Below are 22,544 nucleotides of genomic sequence, written 5' to 3'. Positions count from 1 at the left end.
ATGTCCGCTCTCCCGTCGGCCGTCGACACGGTCGCCCCCACCCTCGCCGCCGGGCACGGCAGCACCGTCGAGCTGCGCGGCCTCGTCCGCGACTTCGGCGGCGGCGCCGGCCTGAACGGGCTCGACCTCGCCGCCGAGCCGGGTGAGCTGATCGCCCTGCTCGGTCCGAGCGGCTGCGGCAAGACCACCGCGCTCCGTGCACTGGCCGGGCTCGAGCGCGTCGACGCGGGCAGCATCCTCGTGGACGGCCGGGATGTCACCGACGAGCCGGCCAACCGGCGCGACCTCGGGATGGTGTTCCAGTCGTACTCGCTCTTCCCGCACCTGACGTCGGCGCAGAACGTCGAGTTCGGGCTCCGGATGCGCAAGGTGCCGGCCGCCGAACGACGACGCCGTGCCGCCGAGGCGCTCGAGCTGGTCGGCCTCGGCCAGCATGGCGCGCGCTACGCCCACCAGCTCTCCGGCGGCCAGCAGCAGCGCGTCGCCCTGGCGCGCGCCCTCGTCACCCGGCCCCGCGTGCTGCTGCTCGACGAGCCGCTCTCCGCGCTGGACGCCAAGGTGCGCGTGCAGTTGCGCGAGGAGATCCGCCGCATCCAGACGGAGCTCGGGATCACGACGTTCTTCGTGACGCACGACCAGGAGGAGGCGCTCGCCGTCGCCGATCGGGTCGCCGTCATGCGGGCGGGCGGGATCGAGCAGATCGGCCGGCCGGAGGAGCTCTACCGCCGTCCCGCATCGGCGTTCGTCGCCGAGTTCGTCGGCCTCACCAACCGCCTCCCCGCCGCGGTCGCAGGCGGCCGGCTCACCGTCCTCGGCCAGGAGGTCCCGCTCGCGTCGGCCGCGGCCGACGGTCCGGTCACCGCCTACATCCGTCCCGAGGACGTGGTGCTCGGGATGAGCGGCCTGCCCGGCGAGGTGCTGACCTCCAGCTTCCTCGGCGCGCTCCGGCGCACGAACGTGCGGCTGGCCGACGGCACCGAACTGGCCGTGCAGCACGCCGCGGGGGACGTGCTCGCCGTCGGGGAGCACGTGAACATCGCGCTCAGCGGCGCGCCGGCCACCGTCTCCCCGGTCGTCTGAGGGCCGGGGGCACGTCGCCGCCCGCTCGGCCGGCGGCGACGTGCGCTCGGTCGAGCCCGTCCAGCGGGGACCGCGGCGGTCGGCGGGTATAGGAGAGCACGACGCCCATGGCGACGAGCGACGCGATGAGCGCCGTCCCTCCGGCGGAGATGAAGGGCAGCGGAACGCCCAGGGTCGGGATCAGCCCGAGCACCACCCCGATGTTCACGAACGCCTGGAAGATCAGCCAGACGAGCACGGTGCCGGTGGTGATGCGCACCACGGGATCCGGCGTCGTCCGCACCAGGCGCACCATCAGCACGGCCAGCATGGCGAAGAGGAGCAGCACGACGCACGCGCCGATCAGGCCGAGTTCCTCGCCGATCACCGCGAAGATGAAGTCGGTGTCCGCGGACGGCAGCCAGGACCATTTGGCATGGGAGTTGCCGAGGCCGACACCCCACAGACCCCCCGATGCCAGCGCGTAGTGCGCGTTGTCGACCTGCCAGTTCACATCGGGGTTGACCGCGCTCGTGCCGCCGAAGAAGGCGGAGATCCGGCCGCGGCGCGTGGCGCTGGAGAGGGCGATCAGGATGGCGACGAACGCTCCGGCGCCGAGCACGACGCCCAGGTGCTTGAGACGAACGCCGGCGAAGTAGAGGGCGCCCAGCGTGAACGCCGCCATCACGACGGTGGTGCCGAGGTCGCCGCCGAGCACGACGAGCAGGAGCGCGGGCCCGGCGACCGGGACGATCCGCCGGGCCAGGGTGCGCCAGTCCTGGAGCTCCTCCGGACGGCGGCCGAGCATCATCCCGAGCCAGATCACCAGGCCGAGCTTGATGCCCTCCGACGGCTGGCCGGCGATCGGGCCGATGCGGATCCAGTTCGTGTTGTCGCCGATCTTCACGCCCAGCGGCGTCGCGAGGGCGAGGATCTGCAGCACGCACGAGAGCACCAGCACGACGACGGCGACCCGCTGCACGGTCCGGCGCGGCAGCCGCGCGACGATCACCATCAGCACGACGCCGAGCACGGCGTAGCCGCCCTGCGAACCGAACCGGCCGAAGAAGCCGTTGCCGTCGGTGAACGACTCCACCGACGAGGCCGAGAGCACCATCACGAGTCCGAAGACGACGAGGAAGAGCACGACCGCGGCGAGCAGCGTGCCGAAGGCGGAGGGCAGCGCGGCGCTCTCCTTCAATCGGATGAGGATGCGGCGGGGCCCGGCGCCGGACGCGGGCGCGGGGGAGGGAGGTGCTGTCATGCGGTGCTGTTCGCTGTGATCGAGGGTGGTCGCTGTCCTCCTGACCCTAGGCGAGGCGCGCGGGCACGACCGGCGACCCACCGCAGCCCCAGTCATCTCGCGGGAGGGGAGCGACCATCCTGGGTGCTCCCTGTGACTTCATCGACGCCTCCTGAGAGCACCCTGAGGAAGCGCGAGGAGCCCGCCTAGACTGACGGGCATGGCCGACAGCGAGACCCCCGTCCCCCCGCCCGCTGGCGAGAACCGCGCACCCGCGCGATCGTGGTTCCTGCGCCGACGCCGCGAGCTCGGGGAGTCCCTCGACGGGCTCGAGCCGGTCGACGCGTCGCTTCCCCGCGGAGTGCGCCTGGCGGGTGCCTGGTCGTGGCGGCTCCTGGTCATCGGCGCGGTCATCGCTGTCGTGGTCTTCCTGATCGTCCAGCTCCGCCTGATCGTCATCCCGGTGCTGATCGCCGTGCTCCTGGCCGCGCTGCTCGTGCCGTTCAAAGACCTCCTGCACCGTCACGGCTGGCCGCGCTGGCTCGCGATCGTCACGGCGCTCATCGCGCTCGTGGTGGTGGTCGGCGGCCTGCTCTACCTCGCGATCTGGCAGGTCAGCCGCGAGAGCCACGAGCTCCAGACCCAGTCGGTCGCGGCATTCGACCAGTTCCGCTCCTGGCTCACGACCGGCCCCCTCGGCCTCAGCGAGGACCAGATCAACGGCGCCTTCCAGTCGCTCTGGACCTCCATCCAGGAGGACAGCCAGGTCTTCATCTCGGGCGCGCTCTCCCTGGGCTCGACGGTGGGCCACGTGCTGGCCGGCGCCCTGCTGACGATCTTCAGCGTGCTGTTCATCCTGATCGACGGCAAGAGCATCTGGGGCTGGATCGTGCGCATCTTCCCGCGCAACGCCCGCGCCGCGATCGACGGCGCCGGGCAGGCGGGCTGGGTGACGCTCCGCAACTTCGCCAAGGTGCAGATCCTCGTCGCCTCGATCGACGCCCTGGGCATCGGCCTCGGCGCGTTCTTCCTCGGTCTGCCGCTGGTCATCCCGATCAGCGTGCTCGTCTTCCTCGGGTCGTTCATCCCGATCGTCGGCGCGGTGGTCACGGGCGCCCTCGCCGTCTTCATCGCGCTGGTGTTCAAGGGCTGGGTCTTCGCGCTCATCATGCTCGGCGTCGTCCTGCTCGTGCAGCAGGTGGAGGGGCACGTGCTGCAGCCGCTCATCATGGGCACCGCGGTCAAGGTCCACCCGCTCGCAGTAGTCCTGGCGGTGGCGGTAGGGTCGCTGCTCGCCGGCATCCCGGGCGCTCTCTTCGCCGTGCCGTTCGTCGCGGTGCTGAACGTGATGGTGCACTACATCTCCAGCGGGACGTGGCGCGGGAAGGAGCAGGTCGCGTTCAGCCCGCCGGCGGGCGCCATCTGGGAGACCGTCCCGCGCGCGGTGCGCCGCCCCCGGGTCTGATGGTCGTCGCGACCGCATACACGGCACGGAATATGGCGGCGAGTAGGCTGTGCGAGTGGCTACCGTGACCGACTCCACGCGCACTCCCTTCGCCGGCCCCGGCCTGGACGAGATCGAAGCCGCGCGCGCCATCGTGTCGCGCGTGGCCCAGCCCACTCCGATGGAGAGCTCGCGCTATCTGACCGACGTGCTCGGCGCGCCCGTGCTGCTCAAGTGCGAGAACCTCCAGCGCACCGGGTCGTACAAGATCCGCGGCGCCTACAACCGGCTGTCGAAGCTCGACGCCGAGGAACGCGCCCGCGGCGTCGTCGCCGCCTCGGCCGGCAACCACGCGCAGGGCGTCGCCTTCGCCGCCCGCGAGCTCGGCATCCACGCGACGATCTTCATGCCGGTCGGCGTCGCCATCCCCAAGTTCCAGGCTACGCGCGCGTACGGCGCCGACGTGGTGCTGAGCGGCAGCATCGTCGACGAGACCCTGCGCGCCGCGGCCGACTTCGCCGCCGAGACCGGCGCCGTGCTGATCCCGCCGTTCGACCACCGCGACGTGGTCGCCGGGCAGGGAACGCTGGGCCTCGAGATCCTCGACGAGGCCCCGGAGGTGACGACCATCGTCATCCCGATCGGTGGCGGCGGCCTCATCTCCGGTGTCGCGAGCGCGGTCAAGCAGCGCGCGCAGCTCGAGGGGCGCTCGATCCGGGTGATCGGCGTGCAGGCGGCGAATGCGGCGGCCTACCCGGTCTCACTCGCCGCCGGCGAGCCCACCGAGATCTCGCTGGTGCCGACGATCGCCGACGGCATCGCGGTCAGCAAGCCAGGCCTCCTGAACTTCTCGATCATCCGCGACGCGGTCGACGAGGTCGTCACCGTCACCGAGGACGACATCGCCCGCGCGATGCTGGTGCTGCTCGAGCGCGCCAAGCTCGTCGTGGAGCCGGCCGGAGCGGCCGCGGTCGCGGCCATCCTCGCCGACAAGGTCGCCGCCGACGGCACCACGGTCGCCATCCTGTCGGGCGGCAACATCGACCCGCTGCTGATGCAGCGCGTCATCGGGCACGGCCTCGCCGCCTCCGACCGCTACCTCAAGCTCTCGATCATGATGCCCGACCGTCCCGGTCAGCTCGCCCGCATCGCCGAGATCCTCGCCGGCGTCAACGCCAACGTGGTCGAGGTGCTGCACACCCGTCACGGCCGCGGCCTGCAGATCAGCCAGGTGGGGCTCGACGTGAGCGTCGAGACCCGCGGCACCGAGCACCGGCAGCAGGTCATCGAGGCGCTCCGCACCGCGGGCTACGACGCCGTCGTCGACTACGAGTAGCCGGTCGCTGACGGCCCGTCGTCAGGGCGTCAGCACGATCCGCCCGAACACCCGGCCGGCGTCCATCAGTCGATGGGCCTCCGCCGCCTGATCGAGGGGGAGCACCGCTTCGACCACGGCGTGCAGGTCGCCCCGCGTAGCCGCCGCGAAGAGCTCCGTGCGCGCGGCGCGCAGCGCATCCCGCGGCACCGAGTCGAGGCTGAACGTCGCGAACGAGCGCGACTGCTGGAACGCCCGCAGCAGGTGCGCGCCGAAGTCGGCGGGCGGAAAGCCCGCGACAGCCCCGACGAGCACCAGACGGCCGTTGGGGGCGAGCCGGTCGAGGAAGCCGGGGAGATCCGCACCGCCCACGATGTCGATGATCACGTCGACGCTCTCGGGGGCGGTGGGATCGCCCGCGCCGCTGCGGTCGAGCACGTGGGTCGCTCCGAACTCGCGCAACCGCTGTCCGCGCGCGGGAGAGGACGCGGTGACGGCGATCGGTCCGGCGCCGGCGCGCGCCGCGAGCTCCACGGCGGCGATCCCGATGCTGCCGGCGGCGCCGCGGACGAGCACGGACTCGCCGGCCGCCAGGTGCGCGTGGGCGAGCGCGAAGTGCGCCACCGGGGCGGCGCTGCCGACGGTGACCGCGTCGATCGACGTCAGCTCACCGGGCAGCGCGACCAGGTCGGCGACCTGCGCGGCGGCCTCCTCGACGTAGCCTCCTCCCGTCCCCGTGAACGCCCAGACGCGCCGGCCGATCCACGATGCGTCGACGCCGTCGCCCGTCGCGGTCACGACCCCGGCGACCTCGCTCCCGGGGATCAGGCCCTCTTGGAAACCGAACCCGCCGAGCGTGCCCCGCCGGATCACCGCATCCACCCCGCCGACACCGATGGCCTCGGTGCGGATGACGACCTGCCCGGGAGCGGCGACCGGCGACGGTGCCTCGACCACCTCCATCCCGCTCGGGTCTCCGAATCGGCGGATGGACACTGCTCTCATCGTGGTCTCCTCGTCCTGCTCGCGCTCTGCGATACTGAGGGCCACGGTAGTGGACGCCCCCGTCCACTTACCCGAAGTGAGAACGAGGACGGGACGATTGCCTCAGATGCTCCGAGCCGATGCCCAGGACAACCGCGACCGGATGCTGGAGGCGGCCCGCCGGCTCTTCGCCGAGCGCGGCATCGACGTCACGATGCGGGAGGTCGCCCGGCACGCCGGCGTCGGCCCGGCCACCCTCTACCGGCGGTTCCCGACCAAGCAGATCCTGGTCGACGAGGCGTTCGCGGAAGAGCTCCGCGCGTGCCGGGGAATCGTGATCGACGGCTGCGCCGATCCCGATCCGTGGCGCGGCTTCTGCACCGTCATCGAGAGCATCAGCGTGCTCAACGGGCGCAACCACGGCTTCGTGGAGGCGTTCCTCTCCGCGAGCCCGTCGGACCAGAGCTTCACGGTCCACCGGACCGCTCTGCTCCAGATGCTCTCCGATCTCGCGGCTCGGGCACAGGCGTCGGGAGGCCTGCGGCCCGACTTCGTGATCGACGATCTCGTGCTGGTGCTGCTCACCGGACGGGCCCTGTCGACCACTCCGGTCGACGGCCGCACGGCCGCTGCCCGTCGCTTCGCCGCGCTCGCCATCGACGCGTTCCGCGCCTCGGACGCGCATCGGCCGCTGCCACCGCGTGCGCGACTGCAGGCCGCACTCTGAGAGAGCCCGGTGTCAACGACGACGGGCCCGCGATCTCTCGCGGGCCCGTCGTGATGCTGAGACGTCGTTACTGTCCGGCGTAGGTCTCGACCTTGGTGATCTCCACCGCGATCTGACGGCCGTTGGGAGCCGTGTACTCCGTCTTCTCGCCGATGTTGAGGCCGAGGATGGCCGCGCCGAGCGGGCTCTGCTCGCTGTAGACGGGCAGCTCGCTGCCGGCCGCGATCTCGCGGTTGCCGATGAGGAAGACGCTCTCGTCGCCCGCGATGGTCGCGGTCACGACCGTGCCCGGCTCCACGACGCCGTGGCTCTCCGGCGCGTCGCCGACGGTGGCGGCGCGCAGGAGGTTGGTCAGCTGCACGATGCGGGCCTCGATCTTGCCCTGCTCGTCCTTCGCGGCGTGGTAGCCGCCGTTCTCCTTGAGGTCGCCCTCCTCGCGGGCCGCCTCGATGCGCTTCGCGATCTCGTTGCGGCCGTTGATGCTGAGCTCCTCGAGTTCCGCCGCGAGGCGGTCGTAGGCGTCCTGGGTCAGAAAGGTGACCGGGGTCTCCTGGGCCATGGTGAGCTCCTTTGCGCCCGCGGCGATGGCCGCGTGGGCAGATCGTCCGGCCGGGGCCGGTGGGTAAAGTAGACGCCCCGACCTCGGTCGGGGCGTATCCACAGAATGCTAGGTCAGCCAGCAGGTGTTAATCAAACCTGTGTTGCTCTGCTGGATGGTGCGGATCGTCTCCGTGTGCTGGGTGATGCGGAGGTCGGAGCCCGGGTAGCTGACGATGCGCCAGCCGACGATCGCGAAGTCTTCGTTGAGCGCCTGGATGGCGCACGTCACGGGCGTGCCCTTCGGTGCGTTGATCGTGAAGCTGATGTCCACGTGATGCGCGTCGGGGATGGTGTACGCGGTGTCGGTGGCCTCCAGATCGGACTGGTTGTTGTCCCAGCCCGCCCAGAAGACCCAGGCGACGACGACCGCGAGGACGGCGACAGCGCCACCGATGAGCAACCAGCGGTCCCGGCGCTTGCGCTGCGGCGTACGCCCGTAGCGGCGATCGATGGTCTCCGTCACGGCCATGCTCGCCGGTTCCGCCTCTCGGTACACGTTCAGGCCTGCCGTCGGGGCGGCGGTAGGCTGAGTCAAGACTAGGAGACGAAGCTGGGAATCGCGGCTTCCTCCCGACTCGAGAGAAGAGATCCCCGAACGATGATCGCCGACGCCCTCCTGCGCGCCTCCGTCTGGCTGGCCGCGACGCCGACCCCGACTCCGTCGAGCGGTCCGAGTGAGGACCAGGTCACTCCGGGCGTCGTCGGGTTCGTCGTCACGTTCCTCGTCGCGGTCGCCGTCGTGCTCCTGGTGATCGACATGGTGCGCCGCATCCGCCGTGTGCGCTACCGCGCGGAGATCGCGGAGAAGCTCGACGCCGAGCAGGCCGGGCAGCAGGATGCCGCGCCGGGCGCCGAGGACGACGACCGGGCGTAGCCCCGCTCAGCCGACGTCGTGCTCAGCCGACGCCCGCTCAGCCGACGTTGTAGGCCGGGTGCAGGGCGATGAGCAGCGTCGCCGTCCAGTGGCAGAGGAACGCCAGCACGGTCAGCGTGTGGAAGATCTCGTGGAAGCCGAACTTCCCCGGGAACGGGTTCGGCCGCTTCACTCCGTAGATGACGGCGCCGATCGTGTAGAACACGCCGCCGACGAGCACCAGCACCATCATCGCGACGTTGGCCTCCACCAGGTCGACGATGTACATCATCGCCGCCCAGCCCAGCAGCAGGTAGATCGGCACGTACAGCCACCGCGGGGCGCCGATCCAGAACACCCGGAAGCCGATGCCGAGCAGCGCGCCGCCCCAGACGATGCAGAGCAGCAGGACGCCCTTCGACGGCGGGAGCGCCAGCACCGCGAGCGGTGTGTAGGTGCCCGCGATCAGCAGGAAGATGTTGGCGTGGTCGATGCGCTTCAGCACGACCTTGGTGCGCGGCTTCCAGTTGAAGCGGTGGTACAGGGCCGAGTTGCCGAACAGCAGCATCGATGTGAGCACGAAGACGGCGGATGCCCACTTGGCCGGTGCCCCCTGCGCGAGGCAGATGAGCACGATGCCCGCGGCGATGGTGAACGGGAAGGTGCCGGCGTGGATCCAGCCGCGCCAGGTCGGCTTGATCTCGGCCGGATTGGCCGGGGAGGCATCCAGCAACGGGATGTTCGGCAGATCCGGTCCCTGCTCGCGTGCGGCGGCGTCGTCCGCTTGAACGGCCGCGTCGGACGCATCGAGCGACGAGGCGGGCTCGTGCAGCAGCTCGGCGACGTCCTCGGGTTCGTGGCGGTTGCGGGGCGACATGGCCCAAGCGTAGGGGAATCCGGTGCCGGGATGCTGAGAGTCGCACCCGGTGCGGGGCGCTAACGTATCCCCGTGAGCAAACGCAGTACCGCCCCGGGGAGCGGGCTGCTCTACGGGCTCTACCAGAAGCGGCTGCGCCGCGAGCTGGCGGGACTGGGGGAGCAGGCCCTTCCGAAGCACGTCGCCATGATCATCGACGGCAATCGGCGCTGGGCGCGCCAGGCCGGGCTCACCACCGTGGCCCACGGCCACCGCGCCGGAGCCGCGAAGATGCGCGAGTTCCTCGAGTGGTGCGACGACCTCGGCGTCTCGGTCGCCACCCTGTACCTGCTGTCGAGCGACAACCTCACGAACCGCGAGAGCACCGAGCTCTCGGACCTCATCGAGATCATCGCCGAACTCGCCGACGACCTCTCCCGCTACCGCGACTGGCGCGTCCAGCACGTGGGGTCGCCGGCCGGCCTCCCGGAGCCGCTCGTCGCCGCGCTCGCCGCCGCCGAGCAGCGCACGGCAGGCAACACGGGCATGCACATCAACCTCGCCGTCGGTTACGGAGGCCGCAAGGAGATCACCGACGCGATGCGCAGCATCGTCGCCGCGCACCACGCGGACGGGGGCAGCCTCGAGACCCTTGCCGACCTCCTGACCCCGGACATGATCGGCGAGCACCTCTACACCGGCGGCCAGCCCGATCCCGACCTCGTCATCCGCACCTCGGGAGAGCAGCGGCTCAGCGACTTCATGCTCTGGCAGAGTGCCCACTCGGAGTTCTACTTCGTGGAGGCCCTCGGGCCGGACCTGCGCGAGGTCGACTTCCTGCGCGCGGTGCGCGACTACTCCCGCCGTCAGCGTCGCTTCGGCGGCTGAGCGGGCGCAACGCGGGCCCGTGCCGCGAGCCCGTGCCGCTAGCGGAGGAGTTCCGTGCGTCCCGGGCATGAATCCCCTCCGTTCCCTGCCGACACGCCGAGCACCCCGCCCGAACTCCTCCGTTGCCGACAGGCCGGTCGCCGTGCGGCGAAAGGAGGAGGTCCTCTGTGTCGTGCCCTGACAGGACGGGTAGGGAGGAGATCGGCGGGTACCAGGTCCAGATGTCCTCCGCTCGCTTTGCCGCGTGGCCGACGGCGCGCCGCCGCCGGGCTCGCCGGGGGCTCCGCCGACCGGCAGAATCGTACGGGAGGTTCGGATGACGTCTGTCGAAGAGTTCGCACGCGGGTTCGGCGAGGAGCCGGGATACCTGGACTACGGCCGGGTGGGCCCCGTCTCGCAAGCGGTGCGGACGGAGGCCTCCGCCCAGTACGAGATCCTGGGCCGGGCGCGCTACGGGACCGTCGACCGGCTGCAGCTGGAGGACGCCCGTGTCCGCGACGCCGTCTCGGCCCTCACCGGCTTCCCCGCCGACCGGATCGCGTTCCAGCCGAACGCGTCGCTCGGCCTGATGCACGCCGCCTTCGGTCTCACGGGCGGCGAGGTGCTGCTCTCCCGGGGCGAGTTCCCGTCGGTCACCTACGCCGCGGTGCGCGCCGCGCAGGCGATGCGCGTCATCACGCCGACCTGGCTCGAGACCGACCACGGCCGGGTCACGCCCGCGCAGATCCGCGAGCAGATCACGCCCGCGACGAGCGCGGTGATGGTGAGCCTCGTGGACTCGCGCACCGGCTACCTGACCGACATCGACGGCATCCGCCAGGTCATCGGCGACCGGCTGCTGATCGTCGACGCCATCCAGGGCTTCGGGGTCGTGGATGCGCCGTACGAGGTCGCCGACGTCGTCCTGTCCGGCGGCCAGAAATGGGCCCGTGCGGGATGGGGGACCGGCTTCCTCGCGCTCAGCGAGCGGGCGATCGACCACCTGACCCCCGTCTTCAGCGGCTGGACCGGGACGGCGGAGGGGCTCACCTGGGACGAGGTCGTCGAGCCCGCCCACGCCGCCAAGGCCTTCTCGATCTCCAACCCCGATTCCATCGCGCAGGCGCGTTTCGCGGCCTCCCTCGAGGAGATCGCCGCGACGGGCGTGCCCGCGATCAACGACGCCATCGCCGACGGCGTGGAGCGGGTCATCGACCTGGCCGACGAGTTCGCGCTCCCGGTGACCTCCCCGCGCAACCCCGCGGAGCGCGCCGGCATCGTCGTCGTCGAGCCGCCGGAGACGCTGACCGCGCTCAGCGCCTCCCTGTTCAACCACGGGGTGAGTGCGTCGGTCCGGCAGGCCTCGGTGCGGTTCAGCGTGCATGCCGGGACCACCGAGGAGACGCTCGGGATGCTGCGGGCGGCCCTCACCTCGTACGCCTCGGCGATCTGACGCGCGCGCACCGGCGCGCGTCCAGCCTCCACAACTGGGGGCGAATGTTCACCTGATGGAAACACGACACGCGGGTGCCGCGGCGTTTCGTGTCGGAGGTGCGGCGTAGTTTCAAGGCATCGGGCATGGCGCCCGGTCGAGACGGCCACATAAGTTCGTTTCGGAACCCAGCGGCCGACTCGCCAAGTTGATCCGCAGCCCTCGCGGGGGCGGCGGGGTGGGAGTGGTCGTGGCTGAATCAAAGACCCGGCAGTTCGAGGCGGCACCCGACGGAACGAAGCAGGCCGAGCGCACGTACGTGCTCGACACCTCGGTCCTCCTGTCGGATCCCAAGGCGATCCACCGGTTCGCGGAGCATTCCGTCGTCATCCCGGTGGTCGTCGTCAGCGAGCTGGAGGGCAAGCGGAACGACCCGGAACTCGGGTACTTCGCACGGCAGGCGCTGCGCAACCTGGACGACCTGCGGGTGGAGCACGAACGGCTCGACTTCCCGATCCCGATCGGCGAAGGCGGCTCACTGCGGGTGGAGCTGAACCACTCCAGCATGGCGGTCCTCCCGAGCGGGCTGCAGCTCGGCGACAACGACTCCCGCATCCTCGCCGTCGCCCTCAACCTGGCGAACGACGGCCTCGATGTCACCGTCGTATCCAAAGACCTCCCGCTGCGCGTCAAGGCCGCCTCGGTCGGCCTCGCCGCCGAGGAGTACCGGCACGAGCAGGTCGTCGACTCCGGCTGGACCGGGCTCGCGGAGATCTCGCTCGGCAGCGATCAGATGAGCGACCTCTACGAGGAGGAGGGGATGCGCACCCCGCTCGTCGACGCCCTCCCCGTCAACACCGGCCTCGTCATCCACTCGGACCGTGGTTCGGCTCTCGGCCGCGTGGTCGCGAAGGGCGAGGTCAAGCTCGTCCGCGGCGATCGCGACGTGTTCGGGCTGCACGGTCGATCGGCGGAGCAGCGGCTCGCGATCGACCTGCTGCTCGACCCGGAGATCGGCATCCTCTCGCTGGGCGGCCGCGCGGGCACCGGCAAGTCGGCCCTTGCCCTGTGCGCCGGCCTGGAGGCAGTGCTCGAACGGCAGCAGCACAAGAAGATCATGGTGTTCCGGCCGCTGTACGCGGTCGGCGGCCAGGAGCTCGGGTACCTGCCCGGCGACCAGGGCGAGAAGATGAACCCGTGGGGTCAGGCGGTCTTCGACACGCTCGGCGCGCTGGTGTCGCAGAACGTGCTCGACGAGGTGCTGGACCGCGGCATCCTGGAGGTGCTCCCGCTCACGCACATCCGCGGCCGCTCGCTGCACGACGCGTTCGTGATCGTCGACGAGGCGCAGTCGCTGGAGCGCAACGTGCTGCTCACCGTCCTCAGCCGCATCGGCCAGAACTCGCGGGTCGTCCTCACCCACGATGTCGCCCAGCGGGACAACCTACGGGTGGGCCGCCACGACGGCGTCGCCTCGGTGATCGAGACGCTGAAGGGGCACCCGCTGTTCGCCCACGTGACCCTGACCCGCTCCGAGCGGTCGGCCATCGCCGCCCTCGTGACGGAGATGCTGGAGGCCAACGAGCTCGCGTGACGGGATGCGCACGCCGCGCGTGACGGCGTGTGGATGGCCGTCGGATTCCCGGATGTCCTGTGGGTTTCTCCCGCCAGAGAGGCAGTCTCCTAGCGTGGAGGCATGGGGGGAAACACAGGGATCCGGGTCCTGATCCGGATCGTGACCGTGGCTGGGCCGGCCCTCGCGCTGTGGGGAGTGCGGGGCGCCGGTCCGGCCGCGGTGGGCGCGATCTATCTGGCCGTCGTGACAGTGCCGCTGGTCGTCACGGATGTGCGCGAGCGGCGGTTGCCGAACGCGCTGGTGCTTCCGGGATACGCGTTCGCAACGGTCGGGCTCGTGTGGGATGCGTTGGCGCGCGGGTCACCGAGGCACGACACGCTGGCGTCGGTGACGGTCGTGCTCGCCGGGGGAGCGGGCGTGCTCGGGCTGTTCCTGCTGCTGGTGTGGAGCGGCGGGCTCGGGATGGGGGATGCGAAGCTCGCCGGATTGCTCGCGATTGCGCTGGGGGCGGCGGTGCCGGTGTTGCTGTGGGTGGCGGCGGTGTTCCTCGCGGCGGCGCTGCACGTCGTGATCGAGGGGGTGGTACGGCGCGGGAGCCGGAAGAGTGGGGGCCGGGGGAGCGGAGGACCGGCGAGCGACCGGCCGGAGGTCGCCTTCGGGCCGGCGATGCTGGGGGCGTTCTGGATGGTGGTGGTCGGAGCGCAGTAGGGACCCGTAGGGGGAGCGCAGCGGGCGACCTGGTCGTCGCAACACGCCGCGCCGGAGATGCCGGGCGCGGCGTGTTGCGACCACTGGTTGGTGCGGTGCGGGCTCAGCCCGGGTGGGTCATGCTGAGCACGTCGAGGGCGGTGTCCAGCTGCTCCAGCGTGACCTCGCCGCGGTCGACGAAGCCGAGGTCGATCACGGCCTCACGCACCGTGATGCCCTGGGCGACCGAGTGCTTGGCGACCTTGGCGGCGGCCTCGTAGCCGATCACGCGGTTCAGCGGCGTGACGATGGACGGGCTCGACTCGGCGAACGCGCGGGCGCGGTCGAGGTTGGCCTCGAGACCGGCGACGGTCTTGTCGGCGAGCACGCGGCTCGCCTGCGTCAGCAGACGGATCGACTCGAGCAGTGCGGTGCCCATCACCGGGATGGCGACGTTCAGCTCGAAGAGACCCGACGCGCCGCTCCACGCGATAGTGGCGTCGTTGCCGACGACCCGGCTGGCGACCATGAGCACGGCCTCCGGGATGACCGGGTTGACCTTGCCGGGCATGATCGACGACCCCGGCTGCAGGTCGGGGATGTGGATCTCGCCGAGACCGGTGTTCGGGCCCGAGCCCATCCAGCGCAGGTCGTTGCAGATCTTGGTCAGGCTGACCGCGATGGTGCGCAGCGCGCCCGACGCCTCCACCAGCGCGTCGCGGTTGGCCTGGGCCTCGAAGTGGTCGCGCGCCTCGGTGATCGGCAGCTCGGTCTCGGCGGTGAGCAGCTCGATGACCAGCTGCGGGAAGCCGAGCGGCGTGTTGATGCCGGTGCCGACGGCCGTGCCGCCGAGCGGGACCTCCGCGACGCGGGGGAGAGCCGACCGCACGCGCTCGATGCCGTAACGGATCTGAGCGGCGTAGCCGCCGAACTCCTGGCCGAGGGTCACGGGGGTGGCGTCCATGAGGTGGGTGCGACCCGACTTGACCGCGGTGGCCCATGTCTGGGCCTTCTCCTCCAGCGCGACAGAAAGGTGGTCGAGCGCGGGGATGAGGTCGTCGATGAGCGCGCCGGTGACGGCGATGTGCACCGAGGTCGGGAAGACGTCGTTCGACGACTGCGACGCGTTGACGTGGTCGTTCGGGTGCACCGGCTTGCCCAGGCGACGCGACGCGAGCGTCGCCAGGACCTCGTTCATGTTCATGTTCGACGAGGTGCCCGATCCGGTCTGGTAGACGTCGATCGGGAACTCGGCGTCGTGCGCCCCGCTCACGACCTCGTCGGCCGCGGCGGCGATGGCGTCGGCGATCTCCTGGTCGAGGACGCCGAGGCGCGCGTTGGCGAGGGCCGCGGACTTCTTGATGCGGGCCAGCGCCGCGATCTGGGTCGGCTCGAGCACCGATCCCGAGATGGGGAAGTTCTCGACGGCTCGCTGCGTCTGCGCGCTGTAGAGCGCGGCCGCGGGAACGCGGACCTCGCCCATCGTGTCGTGCTCGATGCGGTACTCGGCGTCCGCCTGGGTGTCCACCACGGTGTGTTCTTCCTTTCTGATGCCGAAGACGCTGCGGTCAGCGCTCGGGCTGCTTTTCGGCGACCGGATCGGTCATGCCGACGACGATGTCGGGGACGACCCGACCTTCCTGAAGACGGTAGTTCGCCCCGACGATGGCGAGGACGTTCTCGGCCACGGCGGTGCTGATGATCTCGGAGCGGGCGAGAAGCTCGGCGACCGTGTCGCGCAGATGCTCGCGGCCCACCTCCATCGGGTCGGCGGCGCCGGGCGCCACGGGCTCGTCGTCGCGGGTGCCGGAGACCCGGTGGACCGCGGGGACGATCGGCGCGATCAGGTTGGCGATGTGTGGGGGGAGGGGCTCGGCGTCCGGCTCCTGGGAGGCGATGGCCGACGCGACCGCGCCGCACGAGTCGTGGCCGAGCACGAGGATCAGCGGCACCTTCAGCACGGCGACGGCGTACTCGAGCGAGCCGATGACCGACTCCGACGCCACCTGGCCGGCATTGCGCACGACGAAGGCGTCGCCGAGGCCCATGTCGAAGATGATCTCGGCGGCGAGGCGGGAGTCGGCGCAGCCGAAGATCGCGGCGACCGGCGTCTGGCCGGTCGAGAGGGACTCGCGGCGCTCGACATCCTGGCGGGGGTGCTGCGGGGCGCCGGCGATGAAGCGCTCGTTGCCCGCGAGCATGGCGTTCCAGATACGTCCGGGACGGGTCGTGGGCATCTATTCGCCTTTCAATGCGGTGATCTGGTCGGCCAGCGACGCGGCCACGGTGCGGAACTCGGCGTCGTCGGCGGTCCCGACGACGACGATGGAACTGTGGCCGGCGTTCGTGGTGAGCCCGTACTCGACGTCGCCGACGTCGGACGAGGACTTCCGGTTGTCGTAGACATCCCAGGTGACGCCATCGATGTCGCGCGTGCCGGCGATGCGGGACTTGTTCACCTGGTCGGCCACCCAGCTGTCGTTGGCGTCGAAGCCCTGGGTGATGCCGATGTACTCGCCCTTCGGCGTGATCAGCCCGATGTACCAGGAGTCGACGCCGTCGGCGGTCTTGGTGCGCAGCTCGGCGCTGTTCGACTTCCAATCGGCGGGGAGCTTGGGCACGAGGAGGCGATCCGCCTGGCTGCCCTGGGCCTCCTGGGCGACGCTCGCGTAGTCGACGGGAGGCTGCGTGGCGGTGGGGTTGCCGCGCGGGACGACCAACACGATCACGACGACGAGCGCGACCGTCGCGATCAGCGAGTAGACGAGGTTGTTGATCGTCTGCCGGTTGCGGTGGTTCGCGGAGTTCTGCGCCTTGCGGGCGGCGGTCTCCTCGGGGGTCTCGGGACGGCCGAGCTCGGCGACGACCGCCGGCGGCTTCTCTCGGGGGCTCATTCGCTGTCAGCGGCTCCCGCTGCGGCGGACCCGGCGCGCGCCGCGTCCAGGCGGGCCTTCGCTCCGATCAGCCACTCCTCGCAGTGCCGGGCCAGCGCCTCACCGCGCTCCCAGAGCGCGATCGACTCCTCGAGCGTCGCGGATCCCTGCTCGAGTTCCGTGACGACGCGGACCAGCTCGTCGCGGGCCTCCTCGTAGCTGAGATCGCTGAGGGGGTCCACGCCGGAGGTGGTCTGGGAGGTCGGCATGGCATCCATTCTATTTGCCCGGCCGAGTGCCCGCTGAGTCCGCGTCCGACCGGGCCGGGGAGGGGAGCTCCTCGCCGGCCGTCGCGGCGAACGCGCCGCCCGAGACGGTCACGCGCAGCGCGCTCCCGGGCGCCGCCTGGGTCGGATCCGAGACGACGTGCCCCTCGCCGTTCTGCACGATCGCGTAACCGCGGTCGAGGGTCGCCTGGGGGGAGAGGGCGCGCAGGTGGCCGCGCAGTTCGGCGATCCGCGCGGTCTCGCGTTCGACGCCGCGTTCGACCAGCTCGACGCCGCGCGCCACGTAACGGGTGAGCTCCTGGGCGCGCGAGTCCACGATCCAGGTCGAGGAGGCCAGGGCCGGGCGGCTGCGCAGGTGGCCGATCCGGTCGACCTCGTTGCGGATCATGTGCGTGAGGCGGGCGCCGATGCGCGCGCGGGCCTGGTGCACGCGGGCGAGTTCCTCGGCGACGTCCGGCACGACCCGCTTCGCCGCATCCGTCGGGGTGGAGGCGCGGAGGTCGGCGACCTCGTCGAGGAGCGGGCGGTCGGCCTCGTGCCCGATCGCGCTCACGAGCGGGGTCGTCGCGGCCGCCGCGGCGCGCACGAGGGCCTCGTCGCTGAAGCCGAGCAGGTTCTGGAAGTCGCCGCCGCCGCGCGCGACGATGATGACCTCCACCTCCGGGTCGGCATCCAGCGTCCGGATGGCGGCGACGACCTCGGGAACCGTGCGCTCGCCCTGCACAGCCGCGTAGACGGTGCGGAAGCGCACCTGCGGCCAGCGCAGCTGCGCGTTGCGGAGCACGTCCTTCTCGGCGTCGGAGTCCCGGCCGGTGACCAGCCCGATGGTGTGGGGGAGGAACGGGAGGCGCTTCTTGCGCTCGGGCGCGAACAGCCCTTCCGCCGTCAGCTGCTGACGCAGGCGCTCGAGACGCTCGAGGAGGTCGCCGATGCCGACGTGGCGCATGTCGGAGACCTGCATGGTCAGGGTGCCGCCCTTGACCCAGTAGTTCGGCTTGACCGCCGCGATGACGCGATCGCCCTGCTTGAGGTCGGCCGGGATGCGCGCCTTCACCGACGACCAGATCGTGAAGCTGATCGTGGCGTCGCCCTCGAGGTCCTTGAGCTTGCCGTAGACGTTGCCGCCGGAGACGCCCCACTGGGTGATCTCTCCTTCGACCCAGGCCGTGCCCAGCCGGTCGATCCAGCCCTTGATCTTGCCCGCCAGCACCGAGACGGGCCAGGGCGCGTCCAGCGTCGGCGGCCCGGGCGTGAACGTGGGCACGTTCGTGGTCTCCGTCACCGTTCGGGAGCCTCCCATCCGTTCCTCAGCGCTCACCCGTAGGATCGAAGGGTGAGCGACGCGACTATCAGCCTGCCGATGCCCCGGATCCCGCGGACCCCCGGTGCGCGCGGCCGGCTTCAGGATATCCCGGTCGCCGGACGCAAACGTGTGCTGCTGGCGGCTCCCCGCGGCTACTGCGCCGGCGTGGACCGTGCGGTGGTCGCCGTCGAGAAGGCGATCGAGCACTACGGTTCGCCCGTCTACGTGCGCAAGCAGATCGTGCACAACGTGCACGTCGTGTCCGAGCTCGAGAAGCAGGGCGCGATCTTCGTCGACGAGGTCGACGAGGTGCCCACGGGATCCCACGTCGTCTTCTCGGCGCACGGCGTCTCGCCGGCGGTCGTCAACGCCGCCTCCGACCGCGGCCTGCACGCGATCGACGCGACCTGCCCACTGGTCACCAAGGTGCACCGTGAGGCCGTGCGATTCGCGCGCGACGACTTCGAGATCCTGCTCATCGGCCACGAGGGCCACGAGGAGGTCGAGGGCACCGCGGGCGAGGCCCCCGAGCACGTGACCCTCGTCAACGGCCCGGAGGACGTCGACCGCATCGTCGTCAAGGACCCGGACAAGGTCGTGTGGCTCTCGCAGACCACCCTCTCGGTGGACGAGACCATGGAGACGGTGCGCCGCCTGCGCGAGCGCTTCCCGAACCTCCAGGACCCGCCCAGCGACGACATCTGCTACGCCACCCAGAACCGCCAGGTCGCGATCAAGAAGGTCGCCGAGCAGGCCGAGCTCGTGATCGTGGTCGGCTCCGCCAACTCCTCCAACTCGGTGCGCCTCGTGGAGGTCGCGCTCGAGTACGGCGCGAAGGCCGCCTACCGCGTCGACTACGCCAGCGAGATCAAGCAGGAGTGGCTCGACGGCGTCGCGAGCATCGGTGTCACCAGCGGTGCGTCCGTGCCCGAGGTGCTGGTGCAGGAGGTCCTCGACGACCTCTCGGGTGCGGGTTACCGCGACGTCGAGGAGGTCAAGACGGCCGAGGAGGACCTGATGTTCTCGCTGCCGAAGGAGCTCCGCAAGGACATCACCGGCAAGCAGGACGCCCGGGCGATCGGTGGCCGCGGGCGCTGACGGCAGCGTTCAGAACAGCCTGCGCAGGACCGGCACGCGCCGGGCACCGATGCTGATCGCGAACGACAGTACGCAGACGCCGGCCCACACCGCGATGGCGACCCACAGCGTGGTCTGAAGCCGGGGGAGGAGTCCAGGGACCACCAGCTCGGCGAGCACCAGGATGAAGAAGTGCACGAGGTAGACGCCGAACGCGGCGTCCGAGAGCGTGGTCAGCATCCCGCGTCGCTGGACCGGCCGCGTGCGCACGTGCGCGCACAGGCTGTTCACGACGACGAAGACGCCGACGGACGCGGCGGCGACGATCGCCGAGTAGTAGCCGGGGGGCGACACCGCGTTCAGCCAGCCGGGCACCGCGACTCCGTTGTACTGCCAGATCGTCATGGCCAGCAGGGCCACGGTGGCGAGGGCGGCCGCGATCGTCCAGCCGGCCCGGAGGGTGACATTCCGGAGTGCCCAGCCGGCGAGGAAGTAGCCGACATACGGCACCCATTGGGTCAGGGCGTTCAGCACGATCGGGTGGGGATCGCCGTGCATGGTCGCGAGACCGGAGAGACCGACCACGACGACGGTCAGCCCGAGGGTGCACGAGGCGAAGATCACGGCACGCCGCGGCCCGCCGCCGTGGAGGAAGGCGGCCAGTACGGGCGCCACAGCGTAGAGGCCGACGATCAGCCAGAGGAAGTAGAGATGCGTGTACGTCTTCGCGTCGAAGACGAGCCCCGCCGTCTCGACGAGAGTGAAGTGCTGATGCGACATCAGCATCCGCACGACGACGAAGTAGAACACCTGCCAGAAGACGAAGGCGGGGCCGAGCCGGAGCAGCCGCTTGCGGTAGAACGCTGCCGGCCCGTCGACGTGAGCGCGCGGCGACAGGACGAGCGCGCCGCTCACCATCACGAACACGGGCACGACCCACACGTTGGCCACGTCGATGACGGTCGCCGCCCACCACGTTCCGGATCCGCGGATCGCAGGGTTGCCGACGATGTTGCCGAACACGTGGATCGCCACGACGCCGAGAATGGCCGTCGTCCGCAGGACGTCGAGCCCGACCGAGCGGGTGCGGGGAGCGGCGACGTCATCTCCCGTCGCGATCGCGTCGAGCTCGTGGGGCGGCTGGTTCACCCGGGAAATCTACCAGGCCGGTCTCGAGCGCGCGGGCTGTCGCCGTCCAGGGAGCGGGAGGACGCGGGGTCGTCGGCCGCCGAGCCACCGAACACCGGGGCGTAGGCCGGGGCTTCGGGATACTCGACGACGTCCGCGACGACGACTGACACGTTGTCGCGCGCTTCGTGAGCGCGGGCGATCGTCAGCAGGGCGTCGGCCGCCTCCTGCGGGGTGCCGGAGGCGAGGGCATCGGCGATGATCTCGCGCGCGACGTAGTCGGTCAGGCCGTCGCTCGCGAGCAGCCAGCGGTCGCCTCGCCGGGCTGGCTCGGCGACCACGTGCAGGGCGGCGGCGTCGTCCGGGTCGCCGCCGAGGACGTGGGTCACGATGGAGCGCAGCGGGTGGATGGGCACGTCGGCCTCGTCGATCGCTCCGGAGGCGACCAGCTCGGCGACCAGGGAGTCGTCGCGGGTCAGCTGCTCCATCCGACCCGACCGCAGCCGGTAGGCGCGCGAGTCGCCCGTGTGCGCCACCAGGATCCGGGCGCCGTCGGCGAAGAGGCCTGCGAGCGTCGTCGCCATGCCGGCCAGCGCCGGATCGAGCCGCACGCGGAGCGCGAGATCGGCGTTCGCGATCGCGATCAGCTCGCGGAGGCGCTCCTCGGTCGGGACGCGCCCGCCCGTCGCATCCAGCATCGATGCGAGCCGGATCGCGACCGTCGCCGACGCGATCTCGCCGGCTGCATGACCACCGACCCCGTCGGCGACGAAAGCGGACCACGCGGAGGCGTACAGCGAGTCCTCGTTGCCGTCGCGGAAATCGCCGCGCGTGGACGCCTGCCCCGTCGAGAACCCGAGCGGCACGGGTGGGGCGGCCGGTTCGCCGGAGAGGATGTCGTCGGCGTTGCCGGCGATCCACTCCATCAGCGGCAGCAGGTGCGTGGTCAGGTCGCGCCCGCGCGGCGTGAGGCTGTAGTCGACGCGCGGTGGCACGGTGGGCTGCGCCGTGCGCAGCACGAAGCCGTCGGCTTCGAGGGTGCGGAGGGTCTGCGCGAGCATCTTCTCGCTGATCCCCTGGACGGTACGTCGCAGCTCTCCCCAGCGCAGATCGCTCTGAGAGAGGGCGACGAGCACGAGCACGCCCCAGGTGCTCGTGACGTGATTCAGCACGATCCGGCTCGGGCAGGCCGACGGGAGCACGCCGTCGGTGAAGCCGAACCCGTTCAATGACGCGAGACTGGTGTCCACGTCAGTAACTTACCAAAAGGTGGGTACCTCCGATCGGGAAGTATCGGGCGTGTGGATGGGTTCCCCTCGATGTCCGATCGAAAGGAAACCCTCCATGACCATCGTCGTCACCGGCGCCACCGGCCACCTCGGCCGCCTCACCGTCGACTCCCTCCTCGCCCGCGGCATCGCCGCCTCCGACATCCGGGCGGTCGGCCGTTCCGCGGAGCGGCTCGCCCCGCTGGCCGCGCAGGGCGTCGAGACCGCCGTCATCGACTTCGAGAAGCCCGAGACGCTGACCGCCGCCTTCGCGGGTGCGGACGCGGTGCTGCTCGTCTCCGGCTCGGAGGTCGGCAAGCGCGTGCAGCAGCACCGCAACGCCATCGAGGCCGCTGAGGCCGCCGGAGTCGGCCGTCTCGTCTACACCAGTGCGCCGCACGCGACCGACGGCGCGCTCGTCCTCGCGCCGGAGCACAAGGCGACCGAGGAGCTGCTGGCCGCCTCCTCGCTGCCGGTCACCATCCTGCGCAACAACTGGTACACCGAGAACTACAGCGGGCTGATCGACCAGGCCGCCGCGACCGGCGAGATCGTCGGCAGCGCCGGTGAGGGCCGCGTGGCCAGCGCCTCCCGCAAGGACTACGCGGAGGCTGCCGCCGTCGTGCTCACGACCGACGGCCACGAGGGCGCGATCTACGAGCTGAGCGGCGATGTCGCCTGGACGTTCGACGAGCTCGCCACCGCCGTCGGCGCACTGGCCGGCCGGGAGGTCGTCTACCGGTCCGTCACGCCGGACGAGCACACGAGCATCCTCACCGGCGCCGGGCTGGACGAGGGCACGGCCGGGTTCGTCGTGGCGCTCGACGGCAACATCCGCGACGGCGAGCTCGCCGACGCGACGAGCACCCTCGCCGAGCTCATCGGCCGGCCCACGACGCCGCTGGCGCAGGGCCTCGCCGAGGCACGCGAGGAGGCGGCGGCCTGACCGTCGCCCCCGGATCGTC

General features: G+C 71.1%; 22 protein-coding genes and 2 pseudogenes. 11 read left to right on the top strand and 13 right to left on the bottom strand.

Features of this window, described 5'->3' with window-relative positions; translation table 11 throughout:
• Positions 1 to 1,080: an ABC transporter ATP-binding protein gene (locus FHX33_RS08680; RefSeq protein WP_183428353.1), complete on the top strand. Its 1,080-nt coding sequence runs from the start codon at positions 1 to 3 to the stop codon at positions 1,078 to 1,080.
• Here FHX33_RS08680 and FHX33_RS08675 read toward each other — a convergent pair.
• Positions 1,043 to 2,323, bottom strand: coding sequence for an FtsW/RodA/SpoVE family cell cycle protein (locus FHX33_RS08675; protein WP_183428352.1), 1,281 nt, complete (start codon positions 2,321 to 2,323; stop codon positions 1,043 to 1,045). The genes FHX33_RS08680 and FHX33_RS08675 overlap by 38 nt on opposite strands.
• A 199-nt stretch (positions 2,324 to 2,522) precedes the next feature.
• Here FHX33_RS08675 and FHX33_RS08670 point away from each other — a divergent pair, with 199 nt between their 5' ends.
• Entirely contained in the window at positions 2,523 to 3,767 is a 1,245-nt protein-coding gene (locus tag FHX33_RS08670; protein ID WP_021765163.1) for an AI-2E family transporter, read from the top strand.
• Between the two features lie 55 nt (positions 3,768 to 3,822).
• On the top strand, positions 3,823 to 5,082 hold the full coding sequence (ilvA, locus tag FHX33_RS08665) for a threonine ammonia-lyase (protein WP_021765162.1): 1,260 nt from the start codon (positions 3,823 to 3,825) through the stop codon (positions 5,080 to 5,082).
• Positions 5,083 to 5,103: 21 nt separating this feature from the next.
• Here the strand turns inward: ilvA and FHX33_RS08660 are convergent, their stop codons facing one another.
• On the bottom strand, positions 5,104 to 6,066 hold the full coding sequence (locus FHX33_RS08660; protein ID WP_183428351.1) for a zinc-binding dehydrogenase: 963 nt from the start codon (positions 6,064 to 6,066) through the stop codon (positions 5,104 to 5,106).
• A gap of 106 nt (positions 6,067 to 6,172) precedes the next feature.
• Here FHX33_RS08660 and FHX33_RS08655 point away from each other — a divergent pair, with 106 nt between their 5' ends.
• Complete coding sequence (locus tag FHX33_RS08655) at positions 6,173 to 6,772, top strand: TetR/AcrR family transcriptional regulator (RefSeq protein ID WP_021763338.1); 600 nt, start codon at positions 6,173 to 6,175, stop codon at positions 6,770 to 6,772.
• Between the two features lie 67 nt (positions 6,773 to 6,839).
• On the opposite strand, the gene greA is transcribed toward FHX33_RS08655, so the two are convergent.
• Together greA and FHX33_RS08645 are read right to left on the bottom strand one after the other, a co-directional pair.
• Positions 6,840 to 7,331, bottom strand: a complete 492-nt coding sequence (gene greA / locus FHX33_RS08650) for a transcription elongation factor GreA (protein ID WP_021763337.1) — start codon at positions 7,329 to 7,331, stop codon at positions 6,840 to 6,842.
• 108 nt (positions 7,332 to 7,439) lie between these two features.
• On the bottom strand, positions 7,440 to 7,835 hold the full coding sequence (locus FHX33_RS08645) for a DUF4307 domain-containing protein (RefSeq protein ID WP_248616264.1): 396 nt from the start codon (positions 7,833 to 7,835) through the stop codon (positions 7,440 to 7,442).
• 135 nt (positions 7,836 to 7,970) lie between these two features.
• Between FHX33_RS08645 and FHX33_RS08640 the strand changes: the two genes are divergently transcribed.
• Positions 7,971 to 8,246 (top strand): hypothetical protein, encoded by a 276-nt coding sequence (locus FHX33_RS08640; RefSeq protein ID WP_021763335.1) that lies wholly within the window; start codon positions 7,971 to 7,973, stop codon positions 8,244 to 8,246.
• 37 nt (positions 8,247 to 8,283) lie between these two features.
• Here the strand turns inward: FHX33_RS08640 and trhA are convergent, their stop codons facing one another.
• Positions 8,284 to 8,973, bottom strand: coding sequence for a PAQR family membrane homeostasis protein TrhA (gene trhA, locus FHX33_RS08635; protein WP_039922470.1), 690 nt, complete (start codon positions 8,971 to 8,973; stop codon positions 8,284 to 8,286).
• Between the two features lie 201 nt (positions 8,974 to 9,174).
• Between trhA and FHX33_RS08630 the strand changes: the two genes are divergently transcribed.
• The 4 genes from FHX33_RS08630 to FHX33_RS08615 all read left to right on the top strand — a co-directional run bounded on the left by FHX33_RS08630 (position 9,175) and on the right by FHX33_RS08615 (position 13,664).
• Positions 9,175 to 9,969 (top strand): isoprenyl transferase, encoded by a 795-nt coding sequence (locus FHX33_RS08630; protein ID WP_021763333.1) that lies wholly within the window; start codon positions 9,175 to 9,177, stop codon positions 9,967 to 9,969.
• Between the two features lie 316 nt (positions 9,970 to 10,285).
• Positions 10,286 to 11,401 carry an aminotransferase class V-fold PLP-dependent enzyme gene (locus tag FHX33_RS08625; protein WP_021763332.1) on the top strand — a complete coding sequence of 372 codons (1,116 nt, stop codon included), beginning with the start codon at positions 10,286 to 10,288 and terminating at the stop codon, positions 11,399 to 11,401.
• A 229-nt stretch (positions 11,402 to 11,630) separates the two neighbouring features.
• On the top strand, positions 11,631 to 12,974 hold the full coding sequence (locus FHX33_RS08620; RefSeq protein WP_248616263.1) for a PhoH family protein: 1,344 nt from the start codon (positions 11,631 to 11,633) through the stop codon (positions 12,972 to 12,974).
• Between the two features lie 102 nt (positions 12,975 to 13,076).
• Positions 13,077 to 13,664: a prepilin peptidase gene (locus FHX33_RS08615; protein ID WP_021763330.1), complete on the top strand. Its 588-nt coding sequence runs from the start codon at positions 13,077 to 13,079 to the stop codon at positions 13,662 to 13,664.
• A 103-nt stretch (positions 13,665 to 13,767) separates the two neighbouring features.
• Here FHX33_RS08615 and FHX33_RS08610 read toward each other — a convergent pair whose 3' ends face one another.
• From FHX33_RS08610 to xseA, 5 genes are read right to left on the bottom strand one after another with little or no spacing between them, the layout of a single operon-like run.
• The gene (locus FHX33_RS08610) at positions 13,768 to 15,174 is read right to left on the bottom strand and encodes a class II fumarate hydratase (RefSeq protein ID WP_039922465.1); all 1,407 of its coding nucleotides are present in this window, start codon (positions 15,172 to 15,174) and stop codon (positions 13,768 to 13,770) included.
• A gap of 37 nt (positions 15,175 to 15,211) precedes the next feature.
• Positions 15,212 to 15,880: a carbonic anhydrase gene (locus FHX33_RS08605; protein WP_039922463.1), complete on the bottom strand. Its 669-nt coding sequence runs from the start codon at positions 15,878 to 15,880 to the stop codon at positions 15,212 to 15,214.
• On the bottom strand, positions 15,881 to 16,537 hold the full coding sequence (locus tag FHX33_RS08600) for a DUF4245 domain-containing protein (protein WP_021763327.1): 657 nt from the start codon (positions 16,535 to 16,537) through the stop codon (positions 15,881 to 15,883).
• Entirely contained in the window at positions 16,534 to 16,785 is a 252-nt protein-coding gene (locus FHX33_RS08595; RefSeq protein WP_039922461.1) for an exodeoxyribonuclease VII small subunit, read from the bottom strand. Before FHX33_RS08595 ends, FHX33_RS08600 begins: the two co-directional genes overlap by 4 nt.
• 10 nt (positions 16,786 to 16,795) lie before the next feature.
• A complete protein-coding gene (gene xseA / locus FHX33_RS08590) occupies positions 16,796 to 18,085 on the bottom strand; it encodes an exodeoxyribonuclease VII large subunit (protein ID WP_338092007.1) in 1,290 nt (429 codons plus the stop codon).
• 78 nt (positions 18,086 to 18,163) lie between these two features.
• Here xseA and FHX33_RS08585 point away from each other — a divergent pair, with 78 nt between their 5' ends.
• On the top strand, positions 18,164 to 19,204 hold the full coding sequence (locus tag FHX33_RS08585) for a 4-hydroxy-3-methylbut-2-enyl diphosphate reductase (RefSeq protein WP_051336892.1): 1,041 nt from the start codon (positions 18,164 to 18,166) through the stop codon (positions 19,202 to 19,204).
• A gap of 9 nt (positions 19,205 to 19,213) precedes the next feature.
• Here FHX33_RS08585 and FHX33_RS08580 read toward each other — a convergent pair whose 3' ends face one another.
• The 3 genes and pseudogenes from FHX33_RS08580 to FHX33_RS21545 all read right to left on the bottom strand — a co-directional run.
• Positions 19,214 to 20,332, bottom strand: a complete 1,119-nt coding sequence (locus FHX33_RS08580; RefSeq protein WP_021757609.1) for an acyltransferase — start codon at positions 20,330 to 20,332, stop codon at positions 19,214 to 19,216.
• Positions 20,329 to 21,090, bottom strand: a pseudogene (locus FHX33_RS21550) (PP2C family protein-serine/threonine phosphatase); the annotation flags it as partial. The pseudogene FHX33_RS21550 and the gene FHX33_RS08580, both read right to left, overlap by 4 nt.
• 87 nt (positions 21,091 to 21,177) lie before the next feature.
• A pseudogene (locus FHX33_RS21545) lies at positions 21,178 to 21,561 on the bottom strand (winged helix-turn-helix transcriptional regulator); the annotation flags it as partial.
• Between the two features lie 94 nt (positions 21,562 to 21,655).
• On the opposite strand from FHX33_RS21545, the gene FHX33_RS08570 reads away from it, so the two are divergent.
• Positions 21,656 to 22,525 (top strand): SDR family oxidoreductase, encoded by an 870-nt coding sequence (locus FHX33_RS08570; RefSeq protein ID WP_183428350.1) that lies wholly within the window; start codon positions 21,656 to 21,658, stop codon positions 22,523 to 22,525.
• Positions 22,526 to 22,544: the final 19 nt, after the last annotated feature.

The organism is Leifsonia aquatica, assembly GCF_014190775.1.
Classification (GTDB): domain Bacteria; phylum Actinomycetota; class Actinomycetes; order Actinomycetales; family Microbacteriaceae; genus Leifsonia; species Leifsonia aquatica.
This window is presented reverse-complemented; position numbering and strand designations above follow the sequence as displayed.

Bases quoted from the DNA above. Each gene is read 5' to 3' on its own strand.
- FHX33_RS08680 (WP_183428353.1), top strand. From the start codon at position 1: ATGTCCGCTCTCCCGTCGGCCGTCGACACGGTCGCCCCCACCCTCGCC.
- FHX33_RS08675 (WP_183428352.1), bottom strand. From the start codon at position 2,323: ATGACAGCACCTCCCTCCCCCGCGCCCGCGTCCGGCGCCGGGCCCCGC.
- FHX33_RS08670 (WP_021765163.1), top strand. From the start codon at position 2,523: ATGGCCGACAGCGAGACCCCCGTCCCCCCGCCCGCTGGCGAGAACCGC.
- FHX33_RS08660 (WP_183428351.1), bottom strand. From the start codon at position 6,066: ATGAGAGCAGTGTCCATCCGCCGATTCGGAGACCCGAGCGGGATGGAG.
- FHX33_RS08655 (WP_021763338.1), top strand. From the start codon at position 6,173: ATGCTCCGAGCCGATGCCCAGGACAACCGCGACCGGATGCTGGAGGCG.
- greA (WP_021763337.1), bottom strand. From the start codon at position 7,331: ATGGCCCAGGAGACCCCGGTCACCTTTCTGACCCAGGACGCCTACGAC.
- FHX33_RS08640 (WP_021763335.1), top strand. From the start codon at position 7,971: ATGATCGCCGACGCCCTCCTGCGCGCCTCCGTCTGGCTGGCCGCGACG.
- FHX33_RS08625 (WP_021763332.1), top strand. From the start codon at position 10,286: ATGACGTCTGTCGAAGAGTTCGCACGCGGGTTCGGCGAGGAGCCGGGA.
- FHX33_RS08615 (WP_021763330.1), top strand. From the start codon at position 13,077: ATGGGGGGAAACACAGGGATCCGGGTCCTGATCCGGATCGTGACCGTG.
- FHX33_RS08605 (WP_039922463.1), bottom strand. From the start codon at position 15,880: ATGCCCACGACCCGTCCCGGACGTATCTGGAACGCCATGCTCGCGGGC.
- FHX33_RS08600 (WP_021763327.1), bottom strand. From the start codon at position 16,537: ATGAGCCCCCGAGAGAAGCCGCCGGCGGTCGTCGCCGAGCTCGGCCGT.
- FHX33_RS08595 (WP_039922461.1), bottom strand. From the start codon at position 16,785: ATGCCGACCTCCCAGACCACCTCCGGCGTGGACCCCCTCAGCGATCTC.
- FHX33_RS08585 (WP_051336892.1), top strand. From the start codon at position 18,164: ATGCCCCGGATCCCGCGGACCCCCGGTGCGCGCGGCCGGCTTCAGGAT.
- FHX33_RS08570 (WP_183428350.1), top strand. From the start codon at position 21,656: ATGACCATCGTCGTCACCGGCGCCACCGGCCACCTCGGCCGCCTCACC.